This is a genomic window from Butyricimonas sp. (assembly GCF_019423355.1).
GTDB lineage: Bacteria > Bacteroidota > Bacteroidia > Bacteroidales > Marinifilaceae > Butyricimonas > Butyricimonas faecihominis.
In genome coordinates this window covers 1-19,840 of sequence record NZ_JAHZBP010000017.1, presented here as the reverse complement: position 1 = coordinate 19,840, position 19,840 = coordinate 1, and the positions used below count along the sequence as shown (strand labels likewise).

Below are 19,840 nucleotides of genomic sequence, written 5' to 3'. Positions count from 1 at the left end.
CTATGATTCTATTAATTCATGTTTAAATGTTAATTTCTTACGTGTTCTAATTTTGTTTAATGGTTATCACTCCATCCTGTAAAGAGAATTGTAGATTTGTCGTGGTACTTAATGCCTCCAACAGCTCTTTCAACGGCATATTATTTGCAGGCGCCCCGGTAAAGCGACGTTCTCTGATTCCCGGAACCGCATACAGTACTTCCACATCGTACCAACGACAAATCTTCCTCATGATCACATCCAGTCTTTCGTTACTAAAACCGAATTTTCCATCCATCCATGACACTACGACATTTATATCTGTTTTTTGAACCGTCATCCGGTTATCACTTGTTATCGACACTTGCTCGCCCGGTGACAACCGAACCGTATCATGCCCGGAAGTCGTTTCCACTTTCCCGGATAACAAAGTAACACTCGATGCAAATTCATCATCATAACTCATCACGTTAAAGCTGGTTCCCAGCACCCGCACGTCAAAATTCTTGACCGACACGATAAACGGGTGTTCCTCATCTCTTGTCACCTCAAAATAGGCCTCTCCCTCCACGTACACTTTTCTCTCTTCCCCACGGAACGCCACCGGGTATTTCATGGTTGACTGCGCGTTCAGTATCACCCAGCTACTATCAGAAAAAATAACCTTCTGCCTTTCTCCCTTCGGCACAATCAACGTGTGGTACTCGGACACGTTTTCGAGAGAATCACTCTTCACGTACTTGTAATTCAAAGTTCTCAGGCCCTCAGAATGTAATATACCCCTCATGCCTAACACGATAGCCTCGTTTTTATGAGTCAACGGAATCATCCGGTTATCCCCCAAAATTAACCGTACACTATTCCGATCAATCGTCGTCTCTATCACGATTTCCCGCCCCTCTTCCGGGGAAATCATCACTGTCCGTTCCGACCACCACACGCCACCGGCCATGACAAAAACAAGTAAAGAGGCCGCCACGTAAATCGTACGGCGGACACTTGCGGTCAACACCCTCCGTTTCTTATGTTTGCGGATTCGTTTCAAGAAACATGAAAAATCGGCAATCTTATCGTATTTCTCGTATTCTTTAAAACGTCCCATGATAAAACGATCATCTTCCAAATCCTGTTTCAGCCGTGCCCACTCCGGGTCCTCCAGCAACTCGTTCAACCGTTCTTCTTCCGGTTGCGTGAGCGTCCCTGCCCAAGATTTCAGAATCAAATCCAATATGATATGTATGCTATCTATACTCATAACTATTTAAAGAATACTTGAAACACAAATTGGTACTACTTTTTCCAAGAAAATTATCTTCCTCTTCTCCTGATGGCCACGAAAATCGCACCTATCAGCAGAACAATCGGGATAAACCATTTGAATAAAATATCCGTCACCTTTACCCCCATCTTTCCCAAGAACAAACGGTTATCAATCGACTTCGGACGACGCACATCCACGGGAGCCTCCCCGTCTGAAAGCCAAGCAAAAGAACCTAGGATAATGTAAAAATTACCGGATTCAATCTCTTCGCGGGATTTAAAAAGTTCCACGTTACTGATGCAATCCGCATCACCCAGTATCACGATCTTTTGTTCCCGATCTCCCATCGGACGGACCAGAGCTACTGCCGTCGTGTATAACTGTTCTACCTCCCCAACTGCGGGATTAAAGCGAACCGTATCATCTATAAAGTTCGTCGTTTCCAACTCGTTCCACACTCCAAGAGTATCGGTTTGCAACACCGGGGTCACCTTGAACCCCTTATCCTCGGCATATTTCAATCCGGCAACACCCGGCATAACAGCACTCATTTTCCAGCTATCCATTGTCTCGTAGAAATACGATAATTCCAAAGCTCCAGCTGTCGGCCGGGACATAACCAAATCAGGCTGGAAATTCTCCGTCGGTTTCACCAGTACCCCTTCCATGAACTCCACGCCGAAGAGTTGCGTCAACGGGTTCATGTACTCCCGGCTATTCGGATCACCCACGATAAACAAATTTCCACCCCGGTCAATATACCGCTGTAAACGTTCCATCTCTTCCCCGGTCAAGGATTTTGCCATATCGGCAATCACCAGAATATTAACTAACGTCGGAATATCCTCGTTCAAGTTCACCTCTTGAACCTCAAACCCTTGGTTCAACAAAGCATACCGAAACCGTTTATCACGTGCGAAACAGGCATAATCCCGGTCCCTATAAAGATTCATATCCCGTTCCCCGTGTCCGGTCAGGAACCCGACCGTGGGCAGCTCCATCACCATCCGTTTAAAGGCTGCCGAAATCTCCCCCTCGGAAGGATCACGCATCATGTCATCAAATTGCCTCAGGAACATCTTCTCCCCACTTTCCCTCGTTACCTGACGGACAAAACGATTATCCTCCGGAGTCAAATCAATAACCTGTTTAATCTGATCGGGACTTAAATACCTCGAAAACTTGATTTTGTGGGAGTGAGCAATTTGCCGGGCCCTCTTTTCCAAAGGAAGATCAGCCAAAAATCCCCTTCTCCTCGTGTTTTGAATCGAATCATAGTAATACACGTATTCCATCTTAATTTCCGGCTTGAAACGAATATACTCCCGGAAATTACTCTTATCGTAATTCTGGTAGCGGGGGATGGCTTTCATAAAATCATCATCCAGCAAGTTACTATAAGTTGTAATTGTCAGACCTCCCTCCAACTTTTTCACGATCTCCTGACTATTCGGGGTCAACGTTCGGCTCTTTTCCCTAGTCGTGTCAACATATCCCATCAAATGAGGACGGGAACTCAAGTAACCAACAACAGCCACCACCAAAAACACACCCACGTACTTCATGGCATTCCGCCCCTTGGAACTATGACTTACCCGGGACGATAACTTTATGATCGAGAACCAAAGGAACATCCCCGGAACCATTATAAAATAAATCACGTCCTCGCTGGAAATCAATCCTCCCGTGAAACTCTCCGCTCGTCCCCGAAGAGATAACCAAAACGTAACATCCCGCACGAAATCAATATCCTGCCAAATGCCGTTCACGAAATTCAAGAAAGTCAAAAGTACAAAGGTCCCCACCGCCGCGATAATCTGGTAAGAAGAAATCGTCGACATGAACAACCCGATCGAGGCATACGTACATATCAGCAAATAAATGCCCAGAATCCCCGTAAGAATATAGCACACATCGAAATTCTCCACCACGAACAGGCAATAAATCACGTAAACGACAAATATTCCCACTAACAACAAGGCAAAAATCATCATGGAAAGAAATTTTCCCAAAATAATCTGCGTGTTCGTCATGGGCGAAGAATGTAGTAACTTGATCGTTCCACCCGACAGATCCCGACTGACCAATCCCATCGTCAGCAAAGGAATATACAGGAAAAGATAATCTTGCACGCTATAGAACAGTCGATTGAAAAGCGAAGAACTGATAAATATCGGGTCATACCCCATAGCCTGTTCCCGCTCGATCATTTCAATCATCCCGGAGAAAATCATCCCCGATTGAAACGTAAATATAATCAAAACCAGCCAAGCCACAGGCGAATAGAACAACATCTGTAACTCGGTCTTTGCTATTTTATATATCATATTCATAAAACAAACTTTTAAAGATTAACGCCCGCGACGACGTACCCATATAATGATCCCGGCAAGAGCCAGTATAACAGGTATCACGACCATAAATACGATAGACCAAACCTCCATCGCGGCCTCACCGATATACAATTTCCGGTCGATAGGGCTATCTCCTGCCGTATTCACGGGTAACTCTTCATGTGACAACCAGTAAAAAGCGGCATGTTTCAATATCCCGTTAAAATTCCGAACCTCTCTCCGTCCCGTGGCAAACTCCCCGTTACTAAGAAAATCCGTGTTTCCGGCAACGAGAACCCGTTGTTCTCGACCGTTCACATCACGGGTCAACGCTAATGCCGTCGTGAAAATTCCCGCTTGATCTCCTGTTTCTGGAGTATAATACACCGAATCCCGCACGAAATCCGTCGCCACGATTCTATTCCAACACCCCGCCGTATCGGTTGAAAATAACGGAACAACTGTTATCCCTTCTATCGGAGTATATTCTAATCCCACGCACCCCGGCATAGCCACGCACCCTTCATTCTTCCGGATATAATCCAGATCGGACCAGTACGCAACACCTTCATCCGTCGGGACGGACTGAATCAAATCTGCCTGAAGTAACGGGGTGGGTTGCACCAGTTGGCCCGGCATAAAACGAACACCAAACTGTTCAATAATTGGGTTCATCAATTCCTGACGTCCGGGTCCACCCAAAACGAAAAGACTTCCTCCCCGACCGATAAACTCCTGCAAATAGTTCATCTCTCCTGCCGATAACGGTGATCTCAACTCGGATATCACCAGAATATCAATACTATCCGGAAGGGATGAATGTAAATAAACCTCTTCAATATTAAACCCTTGATTAATCATTGACGAGCGGGTATTTTTATCACTGGAAATCCGCTTGTATTCCCGATCCCCCTCCCGGTAAATATTCCGTTCGCCATGTCCGGCAAGGAAACCGATCGTGGGGACTTCCGACACCAACCGCTTGAACGCGGCCGAAATCTCGGCCTCTCCCGGAGACTCTTTCCAACCACCGTGGAAATAGAAACGCAAATACGCCTTCTGACCATTTTCCCGTTCAATAACACGGATGGTCTTGTTGCCCTCGGCACTCAAATCTTCTATCTCCCGCATCTTTTCCGGGGCCAGAAATATCGAGAACGGCACACCATAATTTTCACTGATTTGCTTGGCCCGTTCCTCGTCACTCATATCAGGATACTGTTCCTCCAACTCCGGATTATTCGCATTATCGTAAAAATAAACATACCGGATTTTCATGTCAGGTTTAAACCGCGTGTAAGGCCGGAAAGTCTCTTTATCAAAATTAATATGATCGGGTAACGTACTCCAAAAGTCCCGATCCAACAAGTTCGTGTAAGTCGTGATCTTCACTTTTCCATCCAGTAACGCCACGATCTCTTGGCTACTTTTACTCAATGAATTACTCTTGATACGGGTAGAATCATGATATGCCATCAATGCCGGGCGGGAACTCATGTACCCCAACATCATCGACACCAAGAACACGCCCAGATAAATCCCCCAGCGAGTAGTCCAACTCCGTTTCTGCACCCGGTTGATGAGGCGATAGACCGTCCACGTCAGGAACAGGAAAATCACGATCAGGAAATACAACACATCCTCGCTACAAATCAACCCGTAAATAAACTCTTCCGTCCTTCCCCGTATAGACAACCAGTAGGTAATATCCCGCACAAACTCGTAATCCTGCCACACACCACCCACGTAATTAAACATGGCCAAAATGAACAACGTCCCGAAAGCCGCCATCACTTGATAAGAAGTCAAACTCGACACGAACAAACCGATCGCCGCGTACGCACATAACAACAGGTAAAGCCCCAACATTCCCGTCAACACGTAAGGGAAATCTATATTTTGAATCGTACACACCCCGAAAAGCACGTAAAATAACAAAACACCCATCATCGCCAACCCGAATACCATCAATGCCAAGTATTTACCCAACACGATTTCGGCATTACGCAAAGGAGCCGATTGCAACAACTTGATCGTCCCGCCACTCAAATCCCGGCTAATCATGTTCATCGTGAGCAAGGGAATATAAAAATACAGGGTTCCCTGTACATTCCCGAAAAGTTCTCCAAAAATGGTTGTTACCCTCCACGATTCATATCCCATGGCCTGCCGAACCACAATATCTTCCAGCATCCCGGACATAATCATCCCGACTTGGTAAGCAAACACCACCAAAAGCAACCAAGCAATTGGTGAATAAAACAAAGACTGTAATTCCGTCTTCGCTATCTTGAATATCATCTTCATAAGCTCTCCTTTTTAGCGGTTCTTACTCTTGGCCGACAATTCGGCAAACACGCTATCCATGGAACTCTTCTCCATACGTATCTCCAACAATTGCCAATTCCGGGTCACACTTGCCTCCACGATCTGGGTAATCGCCTCCCGGGAATCCGAAAAGTTTATCCGGTAATCCATGCCTCCCATACTTACCGCATCCTCCACACCGGAAAGCATCTTCAACTCGTCCACCGGCGGGGCCGATGCCAGACTCACGAATATCGTGTTCGGTACGATATAATTATCAAACTCTTCCACCGTTCCGGCAAAAACGACCTGTCCTTCCTCGATCATCCGGATATAATCACACGTTGCCTGTACTTCCGACAAGATATGCGTGGAGAGAATCACCGTACGTTCCTCGGCAATCTCTTTAATCAAATGCCGAATCTCCACGATCTGATTCGGGTCCAGCCCGTTGGTCGGCTCATCCAGCACGACAAATGCCGGGTTGTGAATAATCGCTTGGGCTATCCCCAAACGTTGCTGATACCCTCCCGATAGATTGCGAACCAACCGTTTGCGGAAATGGCTTAACCCGCATCGTCCCATCACCACCTTAATCGCCTCGGCCACCTCTCCCGTGGGAATACGACGAATATTAGCCGTGAAAGCCAAAAATTCCTCCACGGTTAAATCATTATACAGGGGTGGTTTCTGGGGTAAAAAACCGATATAGCGTTTGGCCTCCACCGGGTTCTCTCTCATACTTACTCCCTTGATGAAAACCTCCCCTTCTGTCTGTTTCAACACCCCACACATAATGTTCATCGTCGTCGATTTACCCGCCCCGTTAGAACCCAATAAACCGTAAATACCGTTTTCCGTTATCTCAAAATTAATATCCCGAATCGCCCATTGTACACTGTAACGATGAGATAAATGCTTTACCTTAACAATTGATTCTTCCATAAAGTATAGTTTTGAATAAATATTACCACACGTTTTACTTACACTTTATAGAATACCTGAAATAGAAAACGGTACTATTTTCTACCCTTATTTATCCCTGTTTAGGGCTTAGGCGATGCACATCCAAGACATCCCAAAAAGATAAAGACGACACAACTCGGCTGTATCTCAGCTTTGTGTCGTCTTTATCTCGGCTTTGTTCAACGTTCTGCCAATTATATCGGCAGAAACACGGTTAAATTACGCCATGTCCGGGTCTGATTCACGAATGAAACGTGATTTTCCCGAAAGCCTGTCGTGTTACCCCGGTTGCCTCGTCAAATTTAGCAACCAAATCCTTCATAATCAACCGTTTCTCAATACACTTCTTCCCGCCATCGACCTCTTGCATCATCGCAGCAAATTCTTCATCAGAAAAAGCGTACACGGCAGCAACGTAATTCATCACGTCAATTTTTTTCGACGGTGGGTATTGCTTGATGGTTCGAATTTGACCGTCAAAAATACTGTATGAATCCTGCACGTACCTCTCCCTCACCCACTCAAGAAATCCCATCCGGAAACAACTCCATGAATTATATTCCGGGTAATTGGGATACACGAGTTCTCCTGAAGGAATTTTAATCATGCACATACACATGGTTGCGTAAAAACTTTTCGATTGAGGATGATCGCTATCCGTCAACGCGTAAAACTCGTCCAATCCTTCTGGGTAATTCTCTCCCAACCAATCGACAACATTGGCACTCAGGATCATCCCTGCCCAGAACTTCAACTGTCGATCCGTCATTTTCTGAATTTCAAATAACCGACCGACCACGGTACACCACCGGGATGTATTGTACACCCAAGCCGTCATGCTTACATCCGTTTTCGATACGCTCGAATTATTATATCCCCCGTAATCAGAGGTAAACAACGAATCCACCAGCAACAAGCTCTTCACTCTCGCTCCTTCCTCATCCGGAAAATTGGGTAACACCCAGTTCCCGACCACCTCCAGGGCTTTCATCATGACCGCAGTATCACGTTCTAACGCTCGATCGTAAGTATTATTGTAATACGTGTACACGTTATACCTAGGGTTCAATATCTCGTAGGAAAACAGGGGTTCCCCGTACACATCCTCTCCCACACGAGTACGCCCGATCGTGTCATTGACAAAAACCGGAATCCCGTAGTCCTGATACACTTCATATGCCAAATGCCCGAATTTGTCGCCGCAATCCTCGATCCTAAACCAATTTTTCACCTCTCTCGGTTCAACCTCGTCCGCATCCCGGTTACACCCGGCAAATAAAGAAAGTAATGCCATTCCCAACAATAAATAATTTCGTCTCATGTTCATCTTCTTTTAATCGTTACTTGAATTTTCTTGCCACTCGTTTCGGATTATCAATCAAATTACCCTTGTTATAAACAATCTCGTCGGCAGGGATTGGCATCACCCAGGCTGGATCCTCCCCGTAGGGTTTCAAAACGTACGTGCCGGTGAACACGCCAAAGCTCCCATCTACCGCACCGGCCTCGTACACACGATGCTCGATTTCCTTCTTCTCCGGGTATTTCGATGACACGGCGTATCTCCGCAGGTCAAACCATCGCTGGCTCTCGAAACAAAGTTCCCGCCGCCTCTCTTCCCGGATGAACCGGACCAGACTCTCCCCGTGCAACCCGCCAACATCCGGAACACGATGATCTTTAAAACGATTCTCCAGCAACACCTTCACCGACAACACCGCATCCCCCTCCCGTTCCAGCATGGCTTCCGCCTCCGCTTTATTGAGGTAAACCTCTGCAGAACGGATCACGAAACAATCGAAAACATCTATACTCGTCTGGTCCGTCGTCGATTTCAACACCCGGTAACGAGTAGGGTCCCATTTACTCGGAAGCAAGTAACAATTCACCCGCAAATCTTCCACGCCTTCCGGGGCATATTTCATGTACAAATCCCTCAACTCTTCCGATACCGTGTAAGCCTTCAAACTTCCTAGCATACTTTCTCCCATCAGAAACGAAGCATTGGCAGACCCGGAAGTAAATAAAATCTCCGGGTTACTCGCACGTAACATATATTCCTTCCGGATATAATCGCTCCCGCTATCCTCGTAACCGGTATCAAATCCGTTCAAATCATACAGAGCCACATCCTTCAATTTTAAGATTTTATTACATTCATCCAAAACTGATTGCCACTCTCCCATGTACAAGTATACCCGGGCGAGCAAAGTCCGTGCTGCCGCCTCGTCAGCCCGATAAATGGAAGACGACGAAACACCCTCCAACCGATCCGACGCCACCTTCAAGTCCTCGACAATCTGTTGGTAGCAAGTTTTCAAATCGGCACGCTCGTAATACTTATCTTCAATTTTCTCCGTCAGGTTCAAGGGTACCCCCATCTCTTTACTTGCCGTCCCCGGAGAGTAGGGATTGGCATAAATATTCACCAAGTAATAATAATACGCCCCCCGCAGGAACCGGGCCTCTCCCATCACCCGGTCACGCACCGAGGCGGAATCCCGCATGAACTTATCCGCGTAAGCGATAATCACGTTCAGGTAACCGATATGCTCGTACAATCGCCCCCAGTCCGTGTCCGTTAACTTCTTCCCCGTCAGGTAATCGATATTCACCTGATCCGACCACGTGTAGAAATTCCGATACGTGAAAGCAACCCCCTTTGTCGACTTTCCCACCGCGTATTCCCATATATCGTCATCCATCACGTGCAAATAAGGGAAATACACGTCCGTCAAATAAGGCTCGGCTGCCAACCGGGTATGCTTACCGCATTTCATATAACCGTTCCCGATCAGGATCTCGTTCAAATCGGAACAAGTTCTCGCATAGACCAGATCGGGAGAAGATTCCTCCAAAAAATGACTGCACGCGCCGCATAAAACCAAGCTGATCGCTAAAAAAACATACATCTTTCTCATATCGTACACGTTAAAAAGTTACATTTAATTGAAGGGAATAAGTCGGACGAACGGATATGTTAATCAAATCCGACGTCCCGGATTGCTGCGGGTCCTGTCCCTTCAGTTTGCTACTGCAAATGGTGAATATATTCGTCCCGTTCAGGCTCAAGTAAGCCGACTTCATCCGCAATTTCTGGCATAGTGGCATCGGAAACACGTAACGCAAAGAGATACTCGACAATTTCAGGTAATCACTCGACACGACCCGGACACTCGAGTTATCATACATCTCCCAAATCGTTCCGGCAAACTCGTAGCTTTTACTTTGCCACCAAGGTTTTGCCGTTTTCTTGTACTCTTCCGAGGACAATATGCCCGGTACACTCGTGTGCTGTTCATCCCCCGGACGTTTCCAACGTTTCACGAACTCCCTTCTCATATTCCGCTCCGCACCGGGAGCATTCGTCATGCCATCCCCGTACATCTGCATGAGGCGTGTCTTTCCCCCGATGCTGTACGCCAGGTTAAACGATAACCCCCAATTATTCCATCCCAAATAATTACTGATACTTCCTTGCATGAACGGTTCGCGACAACCGGAATGTTCCATCACTGCCATACACAAATCATTCATATCCAAAGTTTTGTAATAATCAAGATAGGTCATTTCCTCCCCATGTACGCTCAATTTCTCGTTTTCATTCGTCCCGTAGAATAACGGGCGACCGTCTTCCGGGCTAAGTTCCTCGAACTTGTACGAGTAAAAAGTATTCACGGGACGCCCCGCCATCTGCACCTTCCCGTTCAAAAAATCACGGTACGTGATTTCATCCTGAAGCACCTGATCCTTTGATTTCAACTTGTCGACCAGCTGGTTGAAGACCGACCCGAAATTCGGGTCCAAACGCCAAATAAACCCTTTTCTCTTCCCGGACGGATTCACGCCTCCTGCCAACGTGTTAACTGGCACGAAATTTAAGGTACATTCAAAACCGGAGTTATCCAGCACCCCCTTGTTCACCGTGTAATGATTGACCCCGCTGATTCGTGACACCGTTTTCGACATAAAAGCGTCCGTCGTATGACGATAATAAAAACTAAGATTACCGCTCAGCTTGTTATTGAACAAGGCGAACTCCACATCCACGTTGTACGTGGAAGTTTTCTCCCACTTCAAATCCGGGTTCGGGTAATACTTCACGGTGGAATAGTATTCATTGAAAAACTTATTCGTGCCTTGCTTTTGAATGATCAATTCCGGCGAATCTTGGGCAGACATATTCCCTTGATACCCGTATGACATCTTCAATGCCAAGGTGTTCACCCACCATTTGTTCACGACATCCTGCAAGTTGCCCCGTCCGGACACGGACCAGATCGGGTTCAGACGGTCATTACTGGCATCCCCGAATTTATTCGACCCGTCTATCCGGCAATTCGCATTCAGAATATACAAATCCTTGTACATATAAGAAATCGTCCCGATCAGGCCAACCTGGTTCGTCAATGAATTGCTCATTTTTCCCCGGGCCTCTTCATCCGTTCTCAACCAGTTGAAATAAGCCTTGTAAGGGCTACCTTTCTCATCTTTCTCGTCGATGATGTCAAACACCATCCCGCGATCGGGCAAATACCCCCTTTTGGTGATTTTAAAACCCGTGTAACGACTTGAACTCAATTCACCGATAACCGACGCGCTCAGGTTATGCACCTGATCTTTATCCAAGTATTTATTAAACATCAGCGAGGCTCGCACGTTGTAACTCTTGCTCTTCGTGTTGTTTAATCTTAATTCACCCCCTTTCGGTAATAAAGTATAACTGGCTATCACCTCGCCCGACTCCCGGGATTTGGCTCTTAAATCAGCCGCATACCAAGTTTCTTCCCCGTAATACACCTGTTCCTCGGTATGCGACACGTTGTATGCGAACGTCACGTTTCCCGTCAGGCAGGGAACGAAACGATATCCTAGATTCACGGACAAACCGGACTGTTCCGTTGTGATCTTGTCACTCGTGTGTTCCCTTTCATTGATAATACTAAACGGAACATCGTACGTTTCATTATTCTTAACCCTCTGGTAGTACATCAAAGAGCCGTCCTCGTTATACGCATTCACGCTACGTGCCGTGTTATAGGCATACGAGGCCAACCCGACGTCTTTTGGCGTGTACTTCCGGTCCTGCATATTTCCATCGATCTTGAACGACAAGGTGAAATTTTTATAATTCACATCCACCTTTGCCATTCCGCTGTATCGCTCGTTTCTCTCCCCTTTCAGGTTACCCTCCTCATCCATGTATCCCAGTGAAGTGTAATAACGCACGTTATCCGACCCGCCGGAAACGCTCAACGAGTGGGTGTGAGAAAACGTATCGTGCATCAAAAGTCCCAGCCAGTCCGTGTTCACCGTTTCCATCCGGTTCACCTCCCGAACAAAATCCTCGTAATTCATTTTCCCGTTCATGTAGTCATAATAAGCGGCCTCGTAACCGACGTGACTGTTGTTGTCCGTCACCGTGATCCCCTTCGTAGCCAGTTCCTTGGAATAATCAATCCGTTCCTCCGAATTCATCACGTTCACCGAACGATCCGTGTAACGCGGACGCTGCCTGAAAGTACCCGTCAACGAGTAGGAGACCGCAGGAGTTCCCACTTTCCCCTTTTTCGTGGTAATCACGATGACCCCGTTGGATGCTTTCGGCCCGTAAATAGCCGTCGCGGAAGCATCTTTCAACACGTCGATTCGATCAATATCTTCTGGGTTCAACCCGGAAATAGCATTTCCCAGCAAATTCACGAAATCCAGATCATTTATTTGTTGCGGGTCCACGTTCACCGGATCGGAAAGAATCACCCCGTCCAGCACCCATAAAGGTGCCGTTGCCCCCAACAAGGTGGTAGTTCCCCGGATCTTGATGCGAGGTGAAGTGCCCACTTGTCCCGAATTTTGCATAAAAATCATCCCAGGCACACGCCCTTCCAGCATCTGATCTATCGTGCCGACACCGGGCATCATAATATCCTCGGCCTTGATCGAGGTGACCGAACTTGTCAAGTGACGTTTATCCACATTATAATACCCCGTCGAAATCACGTTTACCTCCTCCAATTCCGAGGATTCTTCCTCCATCACCACGTGAACGGGTTTGTCATCCACGAGCTTTACCTCCACCTCTCTCATCCCCACGAACGAAAACACTAACACGACCTCTTTCCTTTCAGGTAATAATAAATCAAAATTCCCAGCGACATTCGTTGCCGTACCCACGGTCGAACCTTTCCACCTCACCGTCACTCCCGGCAAAGGATGTAAACCCTGATCCGTCACGTTTCCCGTCACCGTAAACGATTTTTTCTCCTCTTTCTCTGCCTCCTTTTTCTTAATCACCACCACGTTTTTATCAAAAGAATAAGCCAACCCGTAGCGTGGTAACAATTCATCCAGAAATTCCAGTAAATCCTTGTTTACCACGTTCAAGTCTTTCACGACAATTCCCCTGATAAAACTCAGGTTATAAAGAATGTCACATTGAGTTTGCCGGCTAGCTTCTTGCAGGACATCATTCAAGGATGATTCCTTCACTTCCAGCGTTACTTTCCGTTGCTGTGAATAGCTGTTAGCGTGCAAGGACATGCAAGTCCCCAAAAGAAAAACACATAATAGTTTCATGTAAATTACCCCCCACTCGATTTTTTTCATACATTTGTTTGTTTAAAATTCAACATACTATACTTCTCGTTCTTTCCACGGGCAGAGAAAGTATATAATGAATTTAACGGGTTGAAGACATCGTTTTTCAACCCATTATTTTTTCTTGACCGTAACCGTTTTATCTTTTATAATAAATTCGACCGCTCCTGTTTCCTCGAACTTACCCAACAGGTAACTAAAATCATCGTAACGCTTCAAACGTCCCGAAAACTCGATTTCTTTAACCTCATCATCCACGTAGAACACGTTTAGATTATACCATTTTGACAAAATTTCCATCACTTCCTCCAAAGACATTTCGTTAAACGAATAATACCCGTCCTTCCAGAATGTATAATATTTTGTATCCACTTTTTTCATTGCCGCTTCCCGGGTTGATTTATCGTAACGCACTTGATGACCGGGATAAACATCATACTCGGCCCGGTTTCCACATACGATTTTCAAATGCCCCTCTTCCAAGGTTGCCGCCGCGTGATCCTGATCGGCATAGGATTTCACGTTGAACGAAGTCCCCAGCACCACGGCTGTCATTTCCGGCGTGTGTACTTCAAATCTTTTCGTTGAATCCTTAGCCACCTCAAAATAACCTTCTCCTTCTAAATAAACTTCGCGTGTATTTCCCGAAAAAACAACCGGGTAGCGTAACAGGGTACCCGCATTCAAATATACCTTTGTCCCATCCGCCAGCACCACGTTATATTCTGCCCCCAGCGGGACCGTCAACGTGTTATACTCGATCTTCTCATTTATTTTATTTTTCCTGTAAACCAACGTTTTATTCATATTCTCGACACTCATAAAACTATCGGCTATAATCATCTCGTCACGATTCGCGTATAATGGAATCTCCTTTCCATCGGCCAATTTCAATTGAGCATACGATTTTCCGGCAACAGGTTCCGAGGTGATCACCCCATCCGATGCTGACCCATTTCCGAAATTCCCAAAATACAGCACAACAGGTCCCAACAACATAAACAAGCAAGCGGCTACCGACCAATAGAAGAATCTACGCTTTCCTTGTACTACCCCTATTCTATACCGTATAAAAGACATCCCCGAACCCGGATCCTGACGCAAACTCTTCCTGATCCCCGCTCCCGCATGCATTCCCTGTAAAGCGGTAATTATCTCCCGGTGATTTCCCTGTTCCAACCATTCGACCAACACACGAGATTCCTCCGGTGAAAGTTCATCTCCCGCAAAATAATCGACCAAAATATCTTCAAGTTCTCTCATTTTCTGACTATTTTCCCTATAATCACCGCCAAAAGAAAAAAGGGTGACAGGAAAAGTCTATTTTTCCAAAATAAAAAATAAAAGAAACGCGTTATACCTGTCTTTCAAGGTTTCACGAAGGAATTTTAGCGAACGGCTTAATTGAGTTTTTACCGTGTTCTTAGATATTTGGAGTTGATCTGCTACTTCTTGATAGGACATTCCCTCGACGAACACCAGCAAAAATACGTTACGTCTTTCTTCCGGCAGTAAATCAATAACTTTATACACGACCTCCAGTATTTCAACATTTTCATCCTCTACTTCCTCATCCCCGAACATCGTCTCCCGGATGACATGATCGTGAAGAATCTTTTTACGTTTATCCCCTCTCACGTAATTCAATGAAGAAAACTTAACCGCTTGAAACATGTATTTATCCAAACCGGATTCTAATGTACGATAGCGCTTGGAAATCCAAAATTTTACCAGACAATCCTGCACAATATCTTCTGCTGCTTGCGAATCCCCGGTAACCTGATTCGCAAAAAGTACCAAAGTCTCGTAGTAGGTATCGTATAGTAACTGAAAAGCTTTCTTTTCAGCCACTTTGAACATTTGCAATATTAAATCTTCCTTACCCATATTACCACTATATAGGATGCAAATATACAAAAAAAAAACAGATACCTTTGATATTTCTTTCCACTTTCTAATTGAATCTACGCTCTACTTTCGCCCATATTAAACTAACCCTACGCCCTAGTCTCCCATCACTCAAGCATATCTCACCCTATAACAAATATACTTCACCCCTTACCCCGAATCCAAACAAAATCGTCTCAAATATCTATTTTATCGAGGATAAATGCAACATGAATACAGGATGAATGCTCCGTGATCTAAATGAACTATCAATTAAATGTAAAAGGAATCATACTAAAGACTAGACAAGCCTTAGCCCAAAAGCGAGGTAAGTCATGACAACATTACCCCCGTTTCACCGCAGGTAATTCGAATACCGCCCCATCATAACACAAATCCGTATTTGGAAAAATCTCCCGTGCTTGTTCCAGTAAAGGGGTCGGATCGGGATAACGGGACGAAAAATGTCCCAGCAGAAGGTGTTTTGCTTCGGCAAGCATTGCCATTCGCGCTGCTTGTCCTGCAGTACTGTGAAAAGTTTCTTTGGCCAATCCTTCAAACTCGTTCCCGTAAGTAGATTCGTGATAGAGTAAATCAACACCTTGTACGTATTCAGCAAAAGATTCTCGGAAAAGCGTGTCTGTCATATAAGCATATGAACGAGGAGCTGGCGGAGCCGTTGTTAAACGACTATTCGCGATCACTTCCCCCTCGGGCGTGATAAAATCCTCCCCCTTCTTCAAACGGTGCATGAAGGCCACGGGAACACAGAAAGCATCAGTCATCTCCCGCTTAATATTTCTCTCCTTCTCTTTCTCGGCAAATAGGAATCCCGTCACGGGAGCCTCGTAACGGTGTTTCAGTGGGAAAGCATGAACCGTCATCATACGGTCCTCGTATATTAAACCGGGTTCACGGTCTAGGTAATGAAATATCAATGGGTAATTCAGCCGAGAGTTCATCACTTTCAGCTGGAACTCGATGATCTCTTCCAAACGCTTGTCTGAATAGATATGTAATTCAGCCCGACGGTTCTGTAATGAAAAACTGGATAATAGACCAATTAGTCCGAAAAAATGATCCCCGTGTAAATGGGAAATAAAAATATGATTGATCTTATTGTATGGCACTTTAAAGCGTCTCAACTGTTGTTGAGTACCCTCGCCACAGTCAATAAGAAAGTACCGCTCAAGTACATTGAGTACCTGAGCGGCAGCATTTCTTTGAAGCGTGGGTACGGCAGAACCGCACCCTAATATAGTCAATTCGAATTTCACAAATTAATTGTTCTTTTCTTCCTCTTCTTTAGCTTCCATTTGGTCTTTCAAAGCAGCCAACTCGGTGATGTCACCTAACGTTGTTTTTTCCAATTTTTCTTTCACTTTCTTCACTGCTTTTTTAGTAGCGCTAGCCTCATCTTTCTTCTTGGCATTATCAACCGCCTTTTGCTCGTCTTCGAAAATACGAGAGTGAGAAAGAATGATTCTCTTGGCACCCTTGTTGAACTCGATCACCTTGAACGGTAATTTCTCGTCAACCTTAGCCTGAGTTCCGTCTTCTTTTACCAAGTGGCGAGGAGTAGCAAATCCTTCTACACCGTAAGGTAACGCGATAACAGCACCCTTGTCGAAGATTTCAGTGATCGTTCCTTCGTGGATAGAATCAACAGTGAAGATCGTTTCGAATACATCCCACGGATTCTCTTCCAATTGTTTGTGACCTAAGCTCAATCTTCTGTTGTCCTTGTCGATTTCAAGAACTACAACATCGATCTCAGCACCAATTTGAGTGAATTCTGCCGGATGTTTTACTTTCTTCGTCCAAGACAAGTCAGAGATGTGGATCAATCCGTCAACTCCTTCTTCGATCTCTACGAATACACCGAAGTTCGTGAAGTTACGCACGATAGCTTTGTGTTTCGTGCCAACAGCATATTTCTCTTCGATATTTTGCCACGGGTCGTTTTTCAATTGTTTGATACCCAAAGACATCTTTCTTTCGTCACGATCCAAGGTTAGAACAACAGCCTCTACTTCGTCTCCCACTTTCATGAAGTCCTGAGCTGAACGCAAGTGTTGAGACCATGACATTTCAGATACGTGGATCAAGCCTTCTACACCCGGAGCGATCTCAACGAAAGCACCGTAATCAGCCATAACCACTACTTTACCTTTCACGCGGTCACCCACTTTCAAGTCTGCGCTCAAAGCATCCCACGGGTGCGGAGTCAATTGTTTCAAACCAAGAGCGATACGTTTTTTCTCGTCATCGAAGTCAAGAATAACAACGTTCAACTTCTGATCCAACTCAACGATTTCGTTCGGGTGATTTACGCGACCCCAAGAAAGGTCTGTGATGTGAATTAATCCGTCTACGCCACCCAAGTCAATGAATACTCCGTAAGAGGTAATATTTTTAACAGTACCTTCAAGTACCTGTCCTTTCTCCAATTTAGAGATGATATCTTTCTTCTGTTGTTCCAATTCAGCCTCGATAAGAGCTTTGTGAGATACAACAACGTTTTTGAATTCTTGGTTGATCTTAACCACTTTGAATTCCATGGTCTTGCCAACATAGATATCATAATCACGAATCGGCTTAACATCGATTTGAGAACCCGGTAAGAATGCCTCGATACCGAATACATCAACGATCATACCGCCCTTCGTGCGACATTTAACGTAACCCTTGATAATTTCGTCGTTCTCCAACGCCGCGTTAACACGATCCCAGCTACGTAAAGCTCTTGCTTTTTTGTGAGAAAGAGTCAATTGACCTTTCTTGTCTTCTTGAGTCTCAACGTAAACTTCTACTTTATCTCCCACTTTTAATTCCGGATCGTAACGGAATTCGTTCAATGAAATGATACCGTCTGACTTGTAACCGATGTTTACAACGACTTCTCTCTTGTTCATCGAGATAACAGTACCTTCAACAACTTCTTTCTCTACTACAGATGAAAGAGTCTCGGCGTATCTGTTAGCCAATTCTTCTTTTTCAGATGCGGGGATTACATCATCATTTGCATAAGCTTCCCAGTCAAAATTCTCGTCAGCCTCAGCGCTTGTTGTTGCTACGGGAGCAACTTTCTTGGTTTCTTCTTGTGCAAGTTCTACTTGCATTTCTTTTTGTTCTTCTGCCATAATAAATAATAAATGCTTATCTCCTAATAAATTAGACATTATGTTTTTATAACACGGGCGCAAAAGTACAAATAAATATCAACCCACCAAACAAAATGCACTGAAAAATAACGAGAAAAGGAATAAAAAAACGGGGAAAACTCCCCGTTTTAACCTACTATTATAGTTTCACGTTATACAACGAATTCGGACAATATATCAGTCCCTCTTTTCCCATCGGTTCACCTTTCCCTATGGCGTCATAAAAACCTTCTTTGGGAGTTCGGAAAATAGAAATATCTCCTGTTTTCATATAGCCGTCGAAATCATAAATATCAGATATATTCACAAGCTCTTGGGGATATAGAAACCAGTCAACTCCACAACGCTCCCCTTTCTCGTTACAATAAGTATACTCATCATAGATTCTAGTGAATATCAATCCGTAAGGTCTTCCATCCTGATTAAGACATATCGGGTTATTCGTAATAGCATATAATCTTGTCCCGCCATCTACTTCAATGAACCAATTCACGGCACATCTAAGATCATTACTCTGTTTCGCCAACTCTTTCTGGTATTTATATTTACCATTATTAATAATCACCTTTTCTTTGCCGGAAAAAGTATTGATAAATCCCTCTCTCCCCTCAAATAAATCTTTCCGACAATCTTCGGCCACGATTACCTCGTTCACACTCGAAATATTACCATCCATTTTCTCGAATCCCAGCTTAATTTTCTTGGAAGATCCTAAAGCAATTGGCTGAACGGATATCGTGTAATTATTTTCCCGAATGCTCCAGTTCACGTGTATGATCAAATCATTATAGTCATAATCTCCTTCCCGACTATCCTCAAAGGCCACGACCTGCCAAGTATTTAACACACCTTGATAATAATTATTCTCATTCTTTACATTTTCAATTGTGATCGGACTATTTTCAGATGCCCGACCCAATTTAGACGCCCAGAAAGTAGGGATCGAAATTGTTGTTGAACAAGTACAAATTGCCAAGGTATCATCATATAACTTGACAATCGAGGCATACCCCTCCGGAACGATGACCTCCATATCCTCATATGGTTTCAACAGATTCAGATCTGCCTCCGGAGCTTTATACACGTCTTTACCTCTACATGATAAAAACAGTGAAATACAACTCAAAATATACACCACCTTTTTCATACACAAAGAATTATTTATTTTTACAAAGGTATGACTATTCATCCACACAACAAAGGAAATAGCGTATTTTATACATTCCAAAACACAACTATATAGTAAATACGACAACTATTCATTTTCTATCTATTGTCTCACGTGAAAAACGTGTTAGTTTCATATGCTGAATAAAAAAAGAAAGGATCGACTTTCATCGATCCTC

Annotated in this window: 12 protein-coding genes; all 12 read right to left on the bottom strand. The window is 44.7% G+C overall.

What is annotated here, in order from left to right; translation table 11 throughout:
* Nucleotides 1–46: 46 nt before the first annotated feature.
* Nucleotides 47–1,234 (bottom strand): FecR family protein, encoded by a 1,188-nt coding sequence (locus QVC79_RS17340; RefSeq protein ID WP_270593921.1) that lies wholly within the window; start codon nucleotides 1,232–1,234, stop codon nucleotides 47–49.
* 53 nt (nucleotides 1,235–1,287) lie between these two features.
* Nucleotides 1,288–3,573 carry a Gldg family protein gene (locus QVC79_RS17335; protein WP_270593920.1) on the bottom strand — a complete coding sequence of 762 codons (2,286 nt, stop codon included), beginning with the start codon at nucleotides 3,571–3,573 and terminating at the stop codon, nucleotides 1,288–1,290.
* Between the two features lie 18 nt (nucleotides 3,574–3,591).
* Nucleotides 3,592–5,880 carry a Gldg family protein gene (locus QVC79_RS17330; protein ID WP_270593919.1) on the bottom strand — a complete coding sequence of 763 codons (2,289 nt, stop codon included), beginning with the start codon at nucleotides 5,878–5,880 and terminating at the stop codon, nucleotides 3,592–3,594.
* A gap of 12 nt (nucleotides 5,881–5,892) precedes the next feature.
* Nucleotides 5,893–6,825 carry an ABC transporter ATP-binding protein gene (locus tag QVC79_RS17325; RefSeq protein ID WP_270593918.1) on the bottom strand — a complete coding sequence of 311 codons (933 nt, stop codon included), beginning with the start codon at nucleotides 6,823–6,825 and terminating at the stop codon, nucleotides 5,893–5,895.
* 262 nt (nucleotides 6,826–7,087) lie between these two features.
* Nucleotides 7,088–8,167 carry a hypothetical protein gene (locus tag QVC79_RS17320; protein WP_270593916.1) on the bottom strand — a complete coding sequence of 360 codons (1,080 nt, stop codon included), beginning with the start codon at nucleotides 8,165–8,167 and terminating at the stop codon, nucleotides 7,088–7,090.
* 19 nt (nucleotides 8,168–8,186) lie between these two features.
* Nucleotides 8,187–9,767, bottom strand: a complete 1,581-nt coding sequence (locus QVC79_RS17315) for a RagB/SusD family nutrient uptake outer membrane protein (RefSeq protein ID WP_270593915.1) — start codon at nucleotides 9,765–9,767, stop codon at nucleotides 8,187–8,189.
* A gap of 10 nt (nucleotides 9,768–9,777) precedes the next feature.
* On the bottom strand, nucleotides 9,778–13,452 hold the full coding sequence (locus QVC79_RS17310; RefSeq protein ID WP_270593914.1) for a SusC/RagA family TonB-linked outer membrane protein: 3,675 nt from the start codon (nucleotides 13,450–13,452) through the stop codon (nucleotides 9,778–9,780).
* 105 nt (nucleotides 13,453–13,557) lie between these two features.
* Complete coding sequence (locus QVC79_RS17305; RefSeq protein ID WP_270593913.1) at nucleotides 13,558–14,706, bottom strand: FecR family protein; 1,149 nt, start codon at nucleotides 14,704–14,706, stop codon at nucleotides 13,558–13,560.
* 57 nt (nucleotides 14,707–14,763) lie between these two features.
* The gene (locus QVC79_RS17300) at nucleotides 14,764–15,330 is read right to left on the bottom strand and encodes an RNA polymerase sigma factor (RefSeq protein ID WP_270593912.1); all 567 of its coding nucleotides are present in this window, start codon (nucleotides 15,328–15,330) and stop codon (nucleotides 14,764–14,766) included.
* 344 nt (nucleotides 15,331–15,674) lie between these two features.
* Entirely contained in the window at nucleotides 15,675–16,607 is a 933-nt protein-coding gene (locus QVC79_RS17295; RefSeq protein WP_270593911.1) for a ribonuclease Z, read from the bottom strand.
* 3 nt (nucleotides 16,608–16,610) lie between these two features.
* Nucleotides 16,611–18,452: a 30S ribosomal protein S1 gene (rpsA, locus tag QVC79_RS17290; RefSeq protein ID WP_124318081.1), complete on the bottom strand. Its 1,842-nt coding sequence runs from the start codon at nucleotides 18,450–18,452 to the stop codon at nucleotides 16,611–16,613.
* A 181-nt stretch (nucleotides 18,453–18,633) separates the two neighbouring features.
* Nucleotides 18,634–19,641 (bottom strand): hypothetical protein, encoded by a 1,008-nt coding sequence (locus QVC79_RS17285; RefSeq protein WP_270593910.1) that lies wholly within the window; start codon nucleotides 19,639–19,641, stop codon nucleotides 18,634–18,636.
* Between the last annotated feature and the right edge of the window lie 199 nt (nucleotides 19,642–19,840).